Here is a 15,393-nt window from a genome sequence, read left to right as displayed (position 1 = left end):
CCGGCCGCCGCAGGCGTCACCCGGGGCACGCCCCGGCCGGCGGCAGGTGGGCGGCGCGCACGTCGAGCAGCCAACGCTCCACCGTGGCCTCGTCGGGCCGCTGCGGCAGCGGCGTACGCGTCGTGTCGAAGTCGCGTTCCGCCTCGGCGAGCAGGTCCCGCGCCTCCGCCAGTTGCCCGCCGGCCACCCGCTCCCCGAACGCCCGGAACCGCTCCGGGTCGGCCAGGCGGATCTCCAGCACGCCGGTGGCGTAGAGCAGTCGGCCCTGGTGCACCAGCCGGGCCAGGTGCCGGGCGTGCTTCGCGGTCCGCCGCCGCGTGTCGGCCGAGAACGTCCCGTCGCCCCGGGACGCGAGCTTGCGGAACTGCTGCGCGGCGTACCCGAGGTAGGCGTCGCGGACCCGGGGCGCGCTGAGGAACGCCGACCGGATGCCGATCAGCCGGTCGCCGAGCGCGGTGCGCGTCTCGTAGCAGTCGTCGGGCAGCCACATCAGCTCGGTGGCGGTCGGGTTGCCGCCCAGCGCCAGCCGGGCGTACTTGCCGGCCTCGTGCAGGGTGACGTCCGGCTCGGTGGTGACCACCGACTCGCGGGGCGGGTGCAGGCCGTGGAAGGCGACGGTCGGCGCGGCGAACACCCCGATCCGGTCGACGTCGGAGCCGGGCCGGGCCAGCCCGTACGCCACCGAGCCGACGATCCCGGAGAGCAGCAGGTGCATGCGCCGAGCATGACGCAGGACACCCGTTCGCGAAACCGGACTTCGGCTGTCAGGTATTGCTGTCAGGGTCGACGCATGACGACAAAACCCCTGACCGGGACGGTCGCGCTGGTTGCCGGGGCGACACGGGGCGCCGGCCGGCAGATCGCGATCCAGCTGGGCGCGGCCGGGGCGACGGTGTACGCCACCGGCCGCAGCAGCCGCACCGCCGGCCGCTCCGAACTGGACCGGCCGGAGACCATCGAGGAGACCGCCGAGCTGGTCACCGCCGCCGGCGGCACCGGCATCGCCGCCCGGGTCGACCACCTCGTGCCCGAGCAGGTGCGCGACCTGGTGGCCCGGATCGACGCCGAGCAGGGCCGGCTCGACGTGCTGGTCAACGACGTGTGGGGCGCCGACCCCCTGATCACCTGGGAGAAGCCCGTCTGGGAACAGCCCCTCGATGCCGGCTTCCGCACCCTGCGGCTCGCGGTCGACACCCACATCATCACCAGCCACTTCGCGCTGCCGCTGCTGATCCGCCGCCCCGGCGGGCTGGTGGTGGAGATCGGCGACGGCACCCGGGAGTACAACGACGCCCACTACCGGCTGTCGGTCTTCTACGACCTCGCCAAGACCTGCGTGAACCGGCTCGCCTTCACCCAGGCGCACGAGCTTGAGCCGCACGGCGGCACCGCCGTCGCGCTCTCGCCCGGCTGGATCCGCTCCGAGTTCATGCTGGAGCACTTCGGGGTCACCGAGGCCAACTGGCGCGACGGGGCGGCGAAGGACCCGCACTTCCTCATCTCGGAGACCCCGGCGTTCGTCGGGCGGGCCGTCGCCGCGCTGGCCGCCGACCCCGACCGGGCCCGCTGGAACGGCAGGTCGACCTCCGCCGGCGAACTGAGCCGCGTGTACGGCTTCACCGACCTCGACGGCAGCCAACCGGACGGCTTCCGCTACATCACCGAGGTCGTGCACGGCGGCAAGCAGGCTGACGCGGCCGACTACCGCTGACCGTCGCCCGTCCGCTCGTGGCCCTCCCGTCCGCCGCCCGGCCCGCCGTACAACTCGGCGAGCCGGGCGGCGGCAGCGGCCACCCGCCCCCGCAGCTCCGGCGGATCCAGCACCTCCACCTCCGGCCCCAGCCGCAGCACCAGGTCGTACGCCACGTCGACGGACTCGATCGGCAGCCAGGTGACCACCCAGCCGTCGCCGTCGGGCGCACCGGCGGCGGCCGTCGCCTCCGCGTACCCGAAGGGGGTCTCCGGGGCGCTGCGCAGCGCGCGCAGGCCGGCGGGGCTCAGCCGGACGCGGACCCGGGTCCGCTGCATGCTCCGCAGGAACGCCTCGGCCTGCTCGCCCCAGTAGCCGCCGAGGTCGAAGCCCTCGTCGCGGTCGAACGCCTCCCCGCCCGGGGTCACGTCGACCACCCGGTCGACCCGGTACGTGCGCGTGCCGTCGCCGACGCGGGCGACCAGATACCAGGTCCCGCTCTTGAGCACGAGCCCGTACGGCTCGACCCGCCGGACGACCTCGCCGTCGCCGCGCCGGTAGCGCAGCTCGACGACCCGGTCGGCCCACACCGCGCGGGCCAGCTCTGCCAGCCGGGGCGGCGGCGACGCGTCGCGGAACCAGCCCGGCACGTCCAGGTGGAACCGCTGCCCGGCGCGGGCGGGGGCGTCGCGCAGCGCGGGCGGCAGCGCGGCCAGCACCTTCAGCTCGGCCGAGGCGACCGCGTCGGCCAGCCCCATGTCGCCCGCCGGCCCGGGCAGCCCGGCGAGGAACAGCGCCTCCGCCTCGTCCCGGGTGAGCCCGGTCAGCCGGGTCCGGTAGCCGCCGAGCAGGCGGTAGCCGCCGGCCCGGCCCCGGTCGGCGTAGACGGGCACCCCGGCGGCCGACAGCGCCAGCACGTCCCGGTAGACCGTCCGCTCGGAGACCTCCAGCTCGCGGGCCAGCTCGGCCGCCGTCATCGCCTCCCGCGACTGGAGCAGCAGCACCAACGAGATCAACCGCGAGGCCCGCACTTACCCATTGTGTAAGGAAGGGCCCCCTGTTAACGCCTGCGGTATAGAAGGGAACCCTTCTCACCTCGCCCCGCGTTGCTTGGCGGGGCGGGCGGGACGGGCGCCGATAGGCTCAGCGGTCGTGAACGTACCCAGCAGCATCACCGCGCCGGTGACCGGTGCCGTCGGCCGATTCTTCTCCGGGGTCGGGCTGCTCCTGCGCGGCATCGGCCTGTACGTCCGCAGTCCCGGCCTGATGCTGCTCGGCATCGTGCCGGCGCTGATCTCCGGAACCCTCTTCGTGGCCGCCTTCGCCACCCTCGTCTACTTCGTGGACGACCTGGCTGCGCTGGTCACCCCGTTCGCCGACGACTGGTCCGGCACCGCCCGCAGCCTCGTCCGGGTCGTCGCCGGCCTGGCCTTCCTCGGCGTCGGCGGGCTGCTCGCGGTGCTCACCTTCACCGCCGTGACCCTGGCCATCGGCGACCCGTTCTACGAGAAGATCTCCGAGCGGGTCGAGGAGCGTTACGGCGGCACGCCCGGCGCGGTGGAGGCGCCGTTCTGGGCGTCGCTGCGCCGCAGTGTCGTCGACTCGCTGCGGCTGGTCGCGATCTCCGTACTCGTCGGCATTCCGCTCTTCGCGGCCGGCTTCATCCCGGTGGTCGGCCAGACCGTCGTGCCGGTGATCGGGGCGGCCGTGGGCGGCTGGTTCCTCGCGCTGGAGCTGGCGGGGACCCCGTTCTACCGGCGCGGCATGCGGCTGCCCGACCGCCGGACGCTGCTGAAGGCCGACCGGCCGACGACGCTGGGCTTCGGGGTGGCCGTCTTCGTGTGCTTCCTGATCCCGCTCGGCGCGGTGCTGGTCATGCCGGCGGCGGTGGCCGGCGCGACCCTGCTCACCCGTCGTGCGATGGGCCAGTCCATCGAGCCGCCGGGCCGCCCGGTGCAGGAGCGGTGACGGGGAGGTCGACCATCAGCCCAGCTCGCGGAGGCAGGACCACTGGCTGGTCACCGGCCGGTAGCCCAGCCCCTGGTTGATCGCCAGCATCGGAGCGTTCGCCGCGTCGTTCGAGGTGTACGCGACGCGTACCCCCGAGGTGGCGGCCCGGCGCAGCGCACTCGTCTTCACCAGCCGGGCCAGCCCGCGCCCCCGGTGCCCCGGCACGGTGCCGGTGTAGTCCGACCACATCCGGTCGCCGTCCCGCTTGACCAGGCTGAACGCGACCACCCCCTCGTCGGCTGCCTCCTCGCCGGCCCCCTTCCCGTCGGCCACGGCCACCGTGCTGGCCTGCCGGTCCAGCCCGAGGTTGTCCCAGATCTCGTACCGGAAGCTCTGGTAGCTCATCGCGTCCACCGGCACGTCGCCCGGCTCGTCGACGGCCGCCGCGCGGACCGCCGGGTACAGCTCATCGGGCCCGACGTCGGCCAACGGCAGCAGGCGTACGCCAGGTGCGGCGGGTGGCGGCGGCGGGACGGACCGCAGCTCCAGCGCCGAGTAGCGCAGCTCCCGGCCCGGGGTGAAGCCGTGCCGGCGGGCGAAGGGCAGCGCGTCGTCCAGCGCCCAGGCACGCACCCGGCGGATCCCGAGCGGGGCGAGATGGTCGAGTGCGGCGGTCAGCAGCGCGGAGCCGAGGCCCCGCCCCCGGTGGTCTGGGTGGACGTGCAGCAGCGAGACGCAGCCGAACCCGTCCGTGGACGTCCGGCCCTCGCGGTAGGCCGACACCCAGCCGACCACGGCGCGGTCGACCTCGGCCACGAAAGCCGTCCAGTGCTCGCCGGGCGAGGGCTCGGCGATCATCTTCCGGGTCGAGGCCACACCCCGCACGATGTACGGGTGGACAAGCGCCCGTAGGGCCACCACGTCGGGGGCGTCGTCCGGTCGGGCGACGCGCACCGGCGCCGGGGGATCGCTCATCCGCGTGACGCTAGCCCGCCCCCGACCCCGCCGCCACGCGATAACCGCCCCGCCACGCGCTCACGCGCCCGCCGGAGGTGGTGAGAAGGGAACCCCTCTCTACCGTATGCGTTAACAAGGGGCCCCTCCTTGCACCTATCCTGAAGCGGACGAAAGGTGCAATAGGGGGTGCCTCGCGTGCGGTTCGGCCGGTTCAGGTCCGCGGTCTCTGCGACCACGACCTGCCTGCTGGTGCTCGGGGCCGCGGGCCTGCCCCGGCGCGAGGTCCGGACCGACCCGTCGACCGCCCGGCCGTCCGCGCCGCCGGTGCCGCCCGCGCCCCTGCCCGGTCCACGCACGACGATCCGGCTGGACCCGGCCGACGCGCCGGTCCGGGCGGCCGGGCGCGGGCCGGCGTGCGCCGCGGGCCTGGGCGGCGGGCCCTATCCGGACGAGGACGTGTGGGTGTTCGGCCTGGCGGCCGGCGGGGTCGGGGCCCGGTTCGTCGCGGTCACGCCCGAGTTCGTCGCCCCGAACCGGGAACGCGTCGCCCTCACCGTGCCCACCGAGGGCGGCGCGCTGACCGTGGACGACGCCGGGGCCAGCGCGGCCTGGCTGCGCCTGCCCGCCGGCTGGACCCTGACGGGCGGCTCGGCGGCGATCGCCGGGGACGCCGGCTCCTTCGCGCTCACGGCGGTCTGCCCGGCGTCCGGGGCACCGTCGTCCTGAGCGGCCCGCCCGGTGCGACCCCACCGCCGGAGCGCACCGTCAGCGGCCGGGCTCCCGGACGGCGGCGACCGCCTCCACCTCGACGAGCTGGTCGTTGTAGCCGAGCACGGTCACCCCGAGCAGGGTGCTGGGCGGCTCGTGGTCGCCGAACGCGTCCCGGACCACCTCCCACGCGGCCACCAGGTCGGCCTGTTGGGTCGACGCCACGTACACCGTGGTCTTGACGACGTCGGCGAGCCGCGCCCCGGCGGCGGCGAGCGCGACCTCCAGGTTGGCCATCACCTGCCGGGCCTGCGCCGCCGGGTCGCCCGGCGCGACCGTGGCCCCGTCGGCGTCCAGCGGGCAGGCGCCGGCGGCGAACACCAGCCGGGCCGGCGGGTCGACGGTCGCCGCGTACGCGTACTCGGCGACGTCGGAGAGTTCGGACACGTGCACCAGCGCCACGGGATCGCTCATCCGCGTGACGCTAGCCCGCCCCCGACCCCGCCGCCACGCGATAACCGCCCCGCCACGCGCTCACGCGCCCGCCGGAGGTGGTGAGAAGGGAACCCCTCTCTACCGTATGCGTTAACAAGGGGCCCCTCCTTACGCCGAGGCGCGCAGGACCAGCTCGGTGGGCAGCACGAGGGCCGGCTCGACGTCCTCGCCGGCCGCCATCCGCAGGAGCTGGCGGGTCGCCTCCCGGCCCAGGTCGAGTATCGGCTGCCGCACGGTGGTCAGCGGCGGGTCCGTGTACGCGGCCGTCTCGATGTCGTCGAACCCGATCACGGCCACGTCGGCGGGCACCCGCCGCCCCGCCTCGCGCAGCGTCCGCATGGCGGCGTGCGCCATCAGGTCGGACGCGGCGAAGACGGCGTCCAGATCGGGGTGGGCGTCGAGGAGCTGCCGCATCGCCGCCGCCCCCGACTCCCGGGTGAAGTCCCCGTACGCCACCCGCTCGGGCAGCCCCGCCTCGGCGATCGCCGCCCGGTAGCCGGCGAGGCGTTCCACCCCGGCGAACATGTCCTGCGGACCGGCGATGGTGGCGATGCGCCGCCGCCCCGAGCCGAGCAGGTGCCGCACGGCCCGGGTCACCCCGCCGACGTGGTCGACGTCGACGTACGGCACGCCGACGTCGCCGAGGAACCGCCCGCTGCACACCACCGGGATGCCGAGCCGGGCCAGCCGGGCCGGCAGCGGGTCGGCCCCGTGCAGCGAGGCGAAGACGACGCCGTCGACGTGCCGCCCGGTGGTGTACCGCTCCACCCGGGCGTGCCCGGCCGGCGAGCCGGCGAGCATCAGCACGAGCTGCTTGTCGGCGGCCTCCAGCTCCTGCGCGACGCCCCGGATGATGCTCGGGAACACCTGGTCGTCGGAGAAGACGCGGGTGGCCTCCTCGGGCAGCACGAGGGCGATGGAGTCGGTCCGCTGGGTGACCAGGCTGCGGGCGGCCAGGTTCGGCACGTACCCCAGCTCGGCCACGGCCTGGCGGACCGCCTCCCGGATCGGCTCGGCGACGGTGGTGGAGCCGTTCACCACCCGCGACACGGTCGCCCGGGAGACGCCGGCCCGTCGGGCCACCGCCTCCAGGGTCGGCCGCTGGGCCGTCGTCATCGGAGCGCTCCCCACCTCGTCACAGCCCGTTCCGGGAGATCACCTCCTGGTACCACCGGGCGCTGGCCTTCGGTGTGCGCCGCTGGGTCAGGTAGTCGACGTGGACGATCCCGAACCGCTTGCGGTACCCCTCGGCCCACTCGTAGTTGTCCAGCAACGACCATACGAGATAGCCGCGCAGGTCCACCCCCCGGCCGATGGCCGCGTGCACGGCCCGAAGGTGCCCGTCGAGGTAGGCGATCCGGTCGGCGTCGGCCACCCGACCGGCGGAGTCGGTCGTGCGGTCCGGGAAGGCCCCGCCGTTCTCGGTGATCATCAGCGGCAGGCCGGGGTAGTCGGCGGCGAGCCGGTCCAGCAGGCGGCCCAGCCCGGCCGGCTCGATCGCCCAGCCCATGTCGCTCACCGGCCCGGCGGCCGGCAGGAACTGCACCGCCCCCTCGGTGCCCGGCCAGGCGCTGCTGCCGGCCCCGTCCGGCCGCCCGGCCACGTAGGTCGGGGAGTAGTAGTTGATGCCGAGCAGGTCGATCGGGGCGGCGATCAGCTTCTCGTCGCCGTCCCGCAGGAACGTCGCCGGGTCGACCATCCGGGACACGTGCTCCAGCACGTCGGCGGGGTACCCGGCGCCGGTCAGCGGGTCCAGGAAGATCCGGTTCTGCAGCCCGTCGACCAGCCGGACCGCCGCCGCGTCCGCCGCGCTGTCCCGGTCCGCCGGCTGCACCTCCGCCGGGTTCAGGGTGATCCCGACGACCTCCGCGCCGCCCGCGCGCAGCGCCCGGACCGCCAGGCCGTGCCCGAGCAGCAGATGGTGTACGGCGGTGAAGGCCGCGCCCGGGTCGCTCACTCCGGGGGCGTGCACCCCGTTGCCGTACCCGAGGTAGGCCGAGCACCACGGCTCGTTGAGCGTGGTCCAGGTGCGGATGCGGTCGCCGAGCCGGCCGTGCACGGCCGCCGCGTACGTGGCGAAGTGCTCGGCGGTCTCCCGGTTGGTCCAGCCGCCCCGGTCCTGAAGGGCCTGCGGCAGGTCCCAGTGGTAGAGCGTGACGATCGGGTCGATGCCCCGGTCGAGCAGCGCGTCGGTGAGCCGGTCGTAGAAGTCCAGCCCGCGCGGCTCGACCGGCCCGGTGCCGTCGGGCTGGATCCGGGGCCACGCGATCGAGAACCGGTACGCCTTCAGCCCCAGCTCCGCCATCAGGGCCACGTCGTCGGCGTACCGGTGGTAGTGGTCGCAGGCGACGTCGCCGGTGTGGCCGGCGAAGACCTTGCCCGGCGTACGGCTGAAGGTGTCCCAGATCGACGGGCCGCGACCGTCGTCGCGGGCCGCGCCCTCGATCTGGTAGGAGGCGGTGGCCGCGCCCCAGACGAAGTTGTCGGGGAACCGTAGCTCGCTGCTCGCGCTCACGCCTTGACCGCACCTTCCATGATTCCGCCGATGATCTGGCGGCCGAACAGGACGAATACCAGCAAAAGGGGCAGAGTTGCGATGGCCGTGCCGGTGAAGACCTGTGACATGTCCTGGTAGTAGCCGTCCGACAGCGCCCGCAGGGACAGCTGCACCGTCGGGTTCTCCGGGTCGTTGAGCACAGCGTACGGCCAGAGGAAGTCGTTCCAGGTCGTCATGAAGGTCAGCAGGCCGAGGACGGCCGCGGCCGGGCGCAACGCCGGCAGCACCACGTTCCAGTAGATCCGCGCCGTGCCGCAGCCGTCCATCCGGGCGGCCTCGATCAGCTCGGTGCTGACGGCCTGGCTGGCGTACTGGCGCATCATGAACACGCCGAACCCGGTGACCAGCGCCGGCACGATCACGGCCGGCAGCCGGTCGTTCCAGTTGAGCTTCGTCATCAGCAGGTACAACGGGATGACCCCGAGCTGGGTGGGGATCATCATCGTCGCGATGATCACCAGCAGCAGCCCGTTGCGGCCCCGGAACCGCAGCTTGGCGAAGGCGAACCCGGCCAGCGTGGAGAAGAAGACCACCGACACGGTGACCGTGACGGCCACGATCGCCGAGTTGATCAGACCGGTGAGGAAGTACGCGTCGGTGTTGTCGAACAGCCGGGCGATGTTCGCGCCCAGGTTGCCGCCGGGGGTGACCGGTGGCGGAATCTGGCCCATCGCGTCGCTGGAGCGGCTGGCGACCACGAACATCCAGTAGATCGGGAAGACCGACAGCAGGGCGGAGACGGCCAGGGCGGCGTACGTGAGCCGGCCGGCGGACCAGAGCTTGTTCATCGGGTGCGCTCCTTCCGGGGCCGGCGGACCCGCGTCGGCCCGTCGGTGCCGCCGAGCCGGCGCAGGATCACCACGTTGATCGCCGCGACGATCGCGATCAGGGCGAACAGCAGCCAGGCGACCGCCGAGCCGTAGCCGAAGTTGTAGTGCGGCGCGAAGGCGTTCTCGAACATGTACATGGTCATCGTCTGCGACTCGCGAAGCGGCCCGCCCCGGATCGGGTTGGTGCCGGAGTGGAACATCCGGGGCTCGGTGAAGAGCTGGAGGCCGCCGATGGTCGACACGATCACCGCGAAGATGATCGTCGGCTTGAGCAGCGGCACGGTGATCTTCCAGAACTGCCGGGCCCGGCTGGCCCCGTCGATCGCCGCCGACTCGTACAGGTCGCGGGGGATGGCCTGCATGGCGGCGAGGAAGATCAGCGCGTTGTAGCCGGTCCACCGCCAGTCGACCATGGCGGAGATGGCCACCCAGGAGGCGAACCGGTTGGACTTCCAGTCGATCGCGTCGACGCCGACCAGGTCGAGCAGCCAGTTGATCATGCCGAACTGGCGGCCGAACAGCACCCCGAAGACGATCGCCACGGCGGCGGTCGAGGTGACGTTAGGCACCAGCACCGCCATCCGCCAGGTGGTCCGGGCCCGCAGCCGCCGGTTGAGCAGGCTGGCCAGCCACAGCGCGGCGAACAGCTGCGGCACGGTCGAGATGACGAAGATGCCGAGGGTGTTGACCACCGAGTGCCAGAAGTCGGGGTCGGCCAGCAGGCGGGTGTAGTTCTCCCCGCCGACGAACGGGTGCTCCGCGGCGAGCAGGTCCCAGTCGTGCAGCGACACCCAGAACGTGTACGCCAGCGGGTACGCCCCGAACACGCCGAAGAGCAGGAAGAACGGTGCGATGTAGAGGTAGGGGGAGTACTTGTCGTCGAGCCGGCTGAGCCGGTACCTCCGGGGCGGGCGGGCGGTGCTCCGCTCCGTCGGTGTCACCGGTGGCAGGGCGTCGAGCTGGACGGCCATGGGCCCGGTCACTCCTTTCCGCGTCTTGCGCGGCGCGGGCGGCGCTCCGGCACGCCGGAGCGCCGCCCGCGCGTCCGCGTCGGGCCTACTTGGCGGCGGCCTTCTTGGCGTTGTTCACCGCGTCGGTCCACGCCTGCTCGGGGCTGCGCTGGCCGAGGTCGACGGTGCGGACGGCGTTCTCCACCTCGGTGCGGACGGCCTGGTTCTTCGGGCCCATGTAGACCGGCTTGAGGCTCTTCGCGCCCGCCGCGAAGATCTTGCCGACGGGGGCGTCGGAGAAGTACGCGTTCTTCGAGTCGACGATCGCCGGGTCGTCCAGCGCCTGCGGGTTGGACGGCAGCGGGCCCTTGGCCTTGAACGCCCCGATCTGCCCCTTGGCGCTGGTCAGGAACTTCGCCAGCTCGATCGCCTCGGCCTGGTGCTTGCTCTGCTTGGGCACGGCGAGGAAGGAGCCACCCCAGTTGCCGCCGTTGCCGGGCACCTGGGCGATGTCCCACTTGCCCTTGGCGGCCGGGCCGGCGTTGCCCTCGATGACGCCGGTCATCCAGGCCGGGCAGGCGATGGTGGCGAACTTGGCCTGCTTGAACGCCGAGACCCACTCCTCCGACCAGGAGCCGTACTTGCCGGACAGGCCGGAGTCGAGGATGTCCATCGTGGTGTCCCACGCCTGCCGCACGGCCGGGTTGCTGTCCACCACCAGGTTGTTGGCGGTGTCGTAGTAGTGGTAGCCCTGCGCGTTGCCGGCGGTCTGCAGCACGATCGTGTTGAAGATGTTGGTGGCCGAGTCCAGGAACGCCGCGCCGGTGTTGGCCGCCTTGAACTTCTCGCCGGTGGCGACGTAGTCCTGCCAGGTGGGCCAGAGCTTGGACACCTCGTCGCGCTGGGTCGGCAGCCCGGCCTTGGCGAACAGGTCGCTGCGGTAGCACATGGCCATGCCGCCGACGTCGGTGCCGAGGCCGATGAGCTGCTTGCCGTCGGCGGTCAGCGCCTGGTTCCACTTCCAGTCGAGGAAGTTGCCCTTGAGCTCGGCCGCGCCGTGGTCGAGCAGGTTGACGAAGTTCTGCGGGTTGGCCTTGTACTCGACGAGCAGGCCCTCCTCGATCGCGACCACGTCGCCGGCGCCCTTACCCGCGGCGAGCCACTGGGTGAGCTTCGGCGAGTATTCGTCGAGGTTGCCGCCGGTGCCCCGCTCGACGATCTTCACGTCGGGGTGGGCGGCCATGTACTCCTGGTAGAGCTCCTGGTAGCCCATCTGGCCGAAGACGTCGACGGTCAGCGTGACCGGCCCGCCCTCGGCGGGCTCGTCCCCGCCGCAGCCGGCGGTGGTGAGCAGTGCGGTGGCCGCGACGAGGGCCACGGCCGCGAGGCGGCGGCGTGGAAAGACACCCATCTTGTTCTCGGACCCCTCTCAGGTCGTGCGCATGGTGGTGGGGACGGGGGTGGAACCTTCGAGAGAGCGCTCTCACAAGAGAGTGGTCGCTGTCCATGCGGATGTCAATAGAGCGCTCTCGGAGCGGAAAGGAAGGGCGGGGCGGCGGGCACGACGACGCGTGGCCCCCGGCAACGCCGGGGGCCACGCGAGGCGGGAAAGAGGGCGGTCAGCCGGTGCGCAGGCCGTCGAGGAGGGCCCGGTCGCCCCGCACCCCGAGCGTGTCGAAGCTGACCCGGCCCATCAGCGCCAGCAGCAGGTCGCTCGCCGTGCCGGTGACCTCGACCCGGGCGTGGTGGTCGTCGTGGTCGAGGATGGTGTCGGTGTCCAGCAGCGCCACGCCCTCGCCGCGCAGCCGCAGGTACCAGTCCTGGCCCGCGTCGGGCGCGGCCAGGTGCACCACCCCGTGCCACTGGCCGGTGGCCTTGCGCCGGCCCGCCGGCAGCCAGGTGTCCAGCACCTCGCTCACCCCGTCGGCCGCGAGCTTGGCCTCGATCGGCTCACCGGCGGCGATGGCGAGCTGGGCGTCCCAGCGGTGCACCGAGGTCTCGTGCGCCATCCGGCGCGGCCAGAAGCCGGCCTTCTTCGGCTGCGGCGCCCAGTTCCACGTCGGGGTCTCCGGGTCCAGCCCGTCGAAGGTCGCCATCAACCGGTCGTACGACTGCTGCCAGAACTCCACCGCGGACGTCCCGGCGGGCGGCGCGGCCGGGACGCTCGGGCGCTCGGGCCGGGTGGTGCCCCCGGTCGTCACGATGGTGTTCACCCAGGTGTAGACCTCGCCGAGGTGCACGGTCAGGTCGGTGATCGTCCAGCCGGGGCAGGAGAGCACGGGTGTCTCGGGGGGAGCCTCCGCAACGGCGGCGGCGAACGCGGGACCCTCGGTCCGCAGCGCGCCGATCCAGAAGTCCTTCGTGCCGTGCAGTCTGCTCATCACGATCCTCCCGGGCGACCGCGCCACCAAGTGGGTGCCGCGGCTCCCTCTCAGCCTAGGGTGAAAGGCGTGTCAGATGTTAGTGCCCGCCCGGCCACCGAAACCCGCGCCGCCGAACCGACCAGGTTGGCGGAATACACCACGCTGTGCCTCGGAGGCCCGGCCGGACGGATCGAGACCGCTGCCAGCGCCGAGGAGATCGTACAAAAGGTGCAGCAGGCCCGCCTGCGGGACGATGAGGTCCTGATCCTCGCCGGCGGCAGCAACGTGGTCGTCGGCGACGCCGGATTCCCCGGCACCGTCGTGCTGGTGCGCTCCCGGGGGCTGCGGGTCGTCGCCGAGGACGCCGACACCGTCACCGTACGGGTCGAGGCCGGCGAGCCGTGGGACGACCTCGTCGCCGCCACCGTCGCCAACGGCTGGTCGGGGCTGGAGTGCCTCTCCGGCATCCCCGGCTCGGCCGGCGCCACCCCGATCCAGAACGTCGGCGCGTACGGCCAGGAGGTCGCCGAGACGATCACCGGCGTGCAGGTGTACGACCGCGTCGAGGAGAGCCTGGGCCGGGTCGAGGCGGCCGACTGCGGCTTCGCGTACCGGTCGAGCATCTTCAAGTACAGCGAGCGCTGGGTGGTGCTGTCGGTCGACTTCCGGCTCGCCCGCTCCCCGCTGTCCGGCCCCGTCCGCTACGCCGAGCTGGCCCGGGCGCTCGGCGTCGAGCCCGGCGACGCGGTGCCGCTGGCCGACGCCCGGGCCGCCGTGCTGCGGCTGCGCGCCGGCAAGGGCATGGTGCTCGACGCCGCCGACCCCGACACCCGCTCGGTGGGCTCCTTCTTCACCAATCCCGTGCTCGACGGCGAGGCGTACGAGCTGCTGCGCGGGCGGGCCGCCGACCTCGGCGAGCCGCCGCACTGGCCCGGGGCCGGCGACACGGTGAAGGTGAGCGCCGCCTGGCTGATCGACAAGGCCGGCTTCGCCAAGGGCCACCCCGGACCCGAGGGGGTGGCCATCTCCAGCAAGCACACCCTCGCCCTGACCAACCGCAGCGGCACCGCCAGCACCGCCGCGCTGATCGCCCTGGCCCGCGACATCCGCGACGGCGTGCACGCCCGCTTCGGCGTGCCCCTGCACCCGGAGCCGGTCCTGGTCAACTGCGCCGTCTGACGACCCCACCGGCCGGGCCGAGGAGCGGGGCGGCTCAGGCGGGGGCGACGGCGGACCAGTCGACGGTCAGCTCGCCGTGCCGCCAGCGGCGGGGCCCGTCGGCGACCGGCCAGCCGGCGTCGCGGACCGCCGCCACCGCCCGCAGCCACCGCTGGCGGGGCCCGAAGGGCGCGTACGCGGCGGCGGAGCGCCACGCGTCGTCCAGGTCGCGGAGGAGGTCGTGGATCGCCTCGCCCGGCACGTTGCGGTGGATCAGCGCCTTCGGCAGCCGCTCGGCCAGCTCGGCGGGACTGCCCAGCGTGGTCAGCTTCGCCGCCAGGGTGAGCGTGCGCGGGCCCTCGGAGTCGATCAGCAGCCAACCGCCGAGCCGGCCCAGCTCGTCGCAGGTGCCCTCGACCAGCAACCCGCCCGGGGCAAGCCGCCCGGTGACCGTGCGCCACGCGGCGGCGACCTCGGCCTCGTCGTACTGCCGCAGCACGTTGAACGCCCGGACCAGCGCGGGCCGCAGCCCGGCCAGCTCGAACCCGCCCCGGGCGAACGTGAGCCGGGGCGGGTCGGCGGCCGGCTGCGCGGCGGCGACGCGTTCCGGATCGATCTCCAGCCCGACCACCCGCACGTCGGCGCGGACCCCGGCGGCGAGCCGGGCGCGCAGCTCCACGGCGGTGACCGGGGTCGCGCCGTAGCCGAGGTCGACCACCAGCGGGTCCGCCGCGTCCCGCAGCCGGCCGCCGCACGTCTCGACGATCCAGTTGTCGACCCGGCGCAGCCGGTTGGGGTTGGTCGTGCCCCGGGTGACGACCCCCTGCGGCCTCACCGCCGCCTCCGCCCGCGCGACCGGGGACCCATCAGCCCGCCCGGTGCACCTTGTGCTGCGCGGCCTGGGCCAGCGGGCGGACCACGAGCCGGTCGACGTTGACGTGCTGCGGCCGGGTCGCGCACCAGGCGACGCAGTCGGCGACGTCCTCGGCGACCAGCGGCTCGGCCACCCCGGCGTAGACCGCGTCGGCCCGGTCGGCGTCGCCGCCGAAGCGGACCAGCGCGAACTCGTCGGTCTTCACCATCCCCGGGTCGATCTCGATCACCCGGACGGGCCGGCCGCACAGCTCCAGCCGCAGCGTGCCGGCGACCGCCGTCTGCGCGTGCTTCGCGGCGCTGTAGCCGCCCCCGCCCTCGTAGACGACGTGGCCGGCGGTCGAGGAGACGATCACGATCGTGCCGGCCCCGGACGCCTCCAGCGCGGGCAGCAGTGCCTGGGTGACCCGCAGGGTGCCGAGCACGTTCACGTCGTACATCCACTGCCAGTCGCCCACCGACCCGGACTCCACCGGGTCGAGCCCGCGCGCGCCGCCGGCGTTGTTGACCAGCAGGGTGACCGGCCCGGGGGCCGTCGCCGCGGCCGCGGCGAGGCCCGCCACCGACTCCGCGGACGTGACGTCGCACTCGACGGCGGCGGCCGACCCGCCGGCCGCCCCGATCTCCGCGACGAGCGCGGCCAGCCGGTCGGTGCGCCGCGCGGCGGCCAGCACGTGGAACCCCTCGGCGGCCAGCCGGCGGGCCGTGGCCGCGCCGATCCCGCTGGACGCCCCGGTGACGATCGCGACAGAGGTCATCGGGCCATTCTCACCCCGCCGGGACGCCGCGCGCGCCGCCGGCCGGCCGCCCGCGTCGATGAGGTCCGTCACGCCCGGGGGCCGCCGGTACGAATTTCCGGTTC

16 protein-coding genes are annotated in these 15,393 nt (G+C 73.8%); 4 read left to right on the top strand and 12 right to left on the bottom strand.

Features of this window, described 5'->3' with window-relative positions:
- Positions 1 to 16: 16 nt before the first annotated feature.
- Positions 17 to 715, bottom strand: a complete 699-nt coding sequence (locus ACVMYR_RS13490; RefSeq protein WP_457121922.1) for a nucleotidyltransferase domain-containing protein — start codon at positions 713 to 715, stop codon at positions 17 to 19.
- Positions 716 to 790: 75 nt separating this feature from the next.
- Between ACVMYR_RS13490 and ACVMYR_RS13485 the strand changes: the two genes are divergently transcribed.
- Positions 791 to 1,711 (top strand): SDR family oxidoreductase, encoded by a 921-nt coding sequence (locus tag ACVMYR_RS13485; protein WP_077938170.1) that lies wholly within the window; start codon positions 791 to 793, stop codon positions 1,709 to 1,711.
- On the opposite strand, the gene ACVMYR_RS13480 is transcribed toward ACVMYR_RS13485, so the two are convergent.
- A complete protein-coding gene (locus ACVMYR_RS13480; protein WP_457121921.1) occupies positions 1,702 to 2,721 on the bottom strand; it encodes a helix-turn-helix transcriptional regulator in 1,020 nt (339 codons plus the stop codon). The two genes, ACVMYR_RS13485 and ACVMYR_RS13480, sit on opposite strands and share 10 nt — an antisense overlap.
- 121 nt (positions 2,722 to 2,842) lie before the next feature.
- Between ACVMYR_RS13480 and ACVMYR_RS13475 the strand changes: the two genes are divergently transcribed.
- Positions 2,843 to 3,658, top strand: a complete 816-nt coding sequence (locus tag ACVMYR_RS13475; RefSeq protein WP_077938172.1) for an EI24 domain-containing protein — start codon at positions 2,843 to 2,845, stop codon at positions 3,656 to 3,658.
- 15 nt (positions 3,659 to 3,673) lie between these two features.
- On the opposite strand, the gene ACVMYR_RS13470 is transcribed toward ACVMYR_RS13475, so the two are convergent.
- On the bottom strand, positions 3,674 to 4,615 hold the full coding sequence (locus ACVMYR_RS13470) for a GNAT family N-acetyltransferase (protein WP_457121920.1): 942 nt from the start codon (positions 4,613 to 4,615) through the stop codon (positions 3,674 to 3,676).
- 168 nt (positions 4,616 to 4,783) lie between these two features.
- Here ACVMYR_RS13470 and ACVMYR_RS13465 point away from each other — a divergent pair, with 168 nt between their 5' ends.
- Positions 4,784 to 5,323 carry a hypothetical protein gene (locus tag ACVMYR_RS13465; RefSeq protein ID WP_457121919.1) on the top strand — a complete coding sequence of 180 codons (540 nt, stop codon included), beginning with the start codon at positions 4,784 to 4,786 and terminating at the stop codon, positions 5,321 to 5,323.
- A 39-nt stretch (positions 5,324 to 5,362) separates the two neighbouring features.
- Here the strand turns inward: ACVMYR_RS13465 and ACVMYR_RS13460 are convergent, their stop codons facing one another.
- From ACVMYR_RS13460 to ACVMYR_RS13430, 7 genes are all read right to left on the bottom strand, one after another.
- Positions 5,363 to 5,779: a RidA family protein gene (locus ACVMYR_RS13460; RefSeq protein WP_457121918.1), complete on the bottom strand. Its 417-nt coding sequence runs from the start codon at positions 5,777 to 5,779 to the stop codon at positions 5,363 to 5,365.
- Between the two features lie 129 nt (positions 5,780 to 5,908).
- Positions 5,909 to 6,916, bottom strand: coding sequence for a LacI family DNA-binding transcriptional regulator (locus ACVMYR_RS13455; protein WP_077938176.1), 1,008 nt, complete (start codon positions 6,914 to 6,916; stop codon positions 5,909 to 5,911).
- A 19-nt stretch (positions 6,917 to 6,935) separates the two neighbouring features.
- Entirely contained in the window at positions 6,936 to 8,315 is a 1,380-nt protein-coding gene (locus tag ACVMYR_RS13450; RefSeq protein WP_396791368.1) for a GH1 family beta-glucosidase, read from the bottom strand.
- Positions 8,312 to 9,145 carry a carbohydrate ABC transporter permease gene (locus ACVMYR_RS13445; protein WP_043965268.1) on the bottom strand — a complete coding sequence of 278 codons (834 nt, stop codon included), beginning with the start codon at positions 9,143 to 9,145 and terminating at the stop codon, positions 8,312 to 8,314. The genes ACVMYR_RS13450 and ACVMYR_RS13445 overlap by 4 nt, the downstream gene beginning before the upstream one ends.
- Positions 9,142 to 10,158: a carbohydrate ABC transporter permease gene (locus ACVMYR_RS13440; protein ID WP_091285808.1), complete on the bottom strand. Its 1,017-nt coding sequence runs from the start codon at positions 10,156 to 10,158 to the stop codon at positions 9,142 to 9,144. Before ACVMYR_RS13440 ends, ACVMYR_RS13445 begins: the two co-directional genes overlap by 4 nt.
- Positions 10,159 to 10,243: 85 nt before the next feature.
- Positions 10,244 to 11,548, bottom strand: coding sequence for an ABC transporter substrate-binding protein (locus ACVMYR_RS13435; RefSeq protein ID WP_077938179.1), 1,305 nt, complete (start codon positions 11,546 to 11,548; stop codon positions 10,244 to 10,246).
- 208 nt (positions 11,549 to 11,756) lie between these two features.
- On the bottom strand, positions 11,757 to 12,518 hold the full coding sequence (locus ACVMYR_RS13430) for a maleylpyruvate isomerase family mycothiol-dependent enzyme (RefSeq protein ID WP_457121917.1): 762 nt from the start codon (positions 12,516 to 12,518) through the stop codon (positions 11,757 to 11,759).
- A 69-nt stretch (positions 12,519 to 12,587) separates the two neighbouring features.
- Between ACVMYR_RS13430 and ACVMYR_RS13425 the strand changes: the two genes are divergently transcribed.
- Positions 12,588 to 13,679, top strand: a complete 1,092-nt coding sequence (locus ACVMYR_RS13425) for a UDP-N-acetylmuramate dehydrogenase (protein WP_077938181.1) — start codon at positions 12,588 to 12,590, stop codon at positions 13,677 to 13,679.
- Positions 13,680 to 13,713: 34 nt separating this feature from the next.
- Here ACVMYR_RS13425 and ACVMYR_RS13420 read toward each other — a convergent pair whose 3' ends face one another.
- Positions 13,714 to 14,493, bottom strand: a complete 780-nt coding sequence (locus tag ACVMYR_RS13420; RefSeq protein WP_457121916.1) for a class I SAM-dependent methyltransferase — start codon at positions 14,491 to 14,493, stop codon at positions 13,714 to 13,716.
- A 31-nt stretch (positions 14,494 to 14,524) separates the two neighbouring features.
- Positions 14,525 to 15,289, bottom strand: a complete 765-nt coding sequence (locus ACVMYR_RS13415) for an SDR family NAD(P)-dependent oxidoreductase (protein WP_457121915.1) — start codon at positions 15,287 to 15,289, stop codon at positions 14,525 to 14,527.
- Positions 15,290 to 15,393 lie beyond the last annotated feature (104 nt).

Source organism: Micromonospora sp. PTRAS2 (genome assembly GCF_054052245.1).
Note: the sequence above shows the minus strand (reverse complement) of the source record. Positions and strands in the feature narration are given on the sequence as shown.

Coding starts and splice junctions, on each gene's coding strand:
- ACVMYR_RS13445 (WP_043965268.1), bottom strand. CDS start 9,145: ATGAACAAGCTCTGGTCCGCCGGCCGGCTCACGTACGCCGCCCTGGCC.
- ACVMYR_RS13415 (WP_457121915.1), bottom strand. CDS start 15,289: ATGACCTCTGTCGCGATCGTCACCGGGGCGTCCAGCGGGATCGGCGCG.
- ACVMYR_RS13460 (WP_457121918.1), bottom strand. CDS start 5,779: ATGAGCGATCCCGTGGCGCTGGTGCACGTGTCCGAACTCTCCGACGTC.
- ACVMYR_RS13485 (WP_077938170.1), top strand. CDS start 791: ATGACGACAAAACCCCTGACCGGGACGGTCGCGCTGGTTGCCGGGGCG.
- ACVMYR_RS13430 (WP_457121917.1), bottom strand. CDS start 12,518: ATGAGCAGACTGCACGGCACGAAGGACTTCTGGATCGGCGCGCTGCGG.
- ACVMYR_RS13440 (WP_091285808.1), bottom strand. CDS start 10,158: ATGGCCGTCCAGCTCGACGCCCTGCCACCGGTGACACCGACGGAGCGG.
- ACVMYR_RS13455 (WP_077938176.1), bottom strand. CDS start 6,916: ATGACGACGGCCCAGCGGCCGACCCTGGAGGCGGTGGCCCGACGGGCC.
- ACVMYR_RS13435 (WP_077938179.1), bottom strand. CDS start 11,548: ATGGGTGTCTTTCCACGCCGCCGCCTCGCGGCCGTGGCCCTCGTCGCG.
- ACVMYR_RS13470 (WP_457121920.1), bottom strand. CDS start 4,615: ATGAGCGATCCCCCGGCGCCGGTGCGCGTCGCCCGACCGGACGACGCC.
- ACVMYR_RS13490 (WP_457121922.1), bottom strand. CDS start 715: ATGCACCTGCTGCTCTCCGGGATCGTCGGCTCGGTGGCGTACGGGCTG.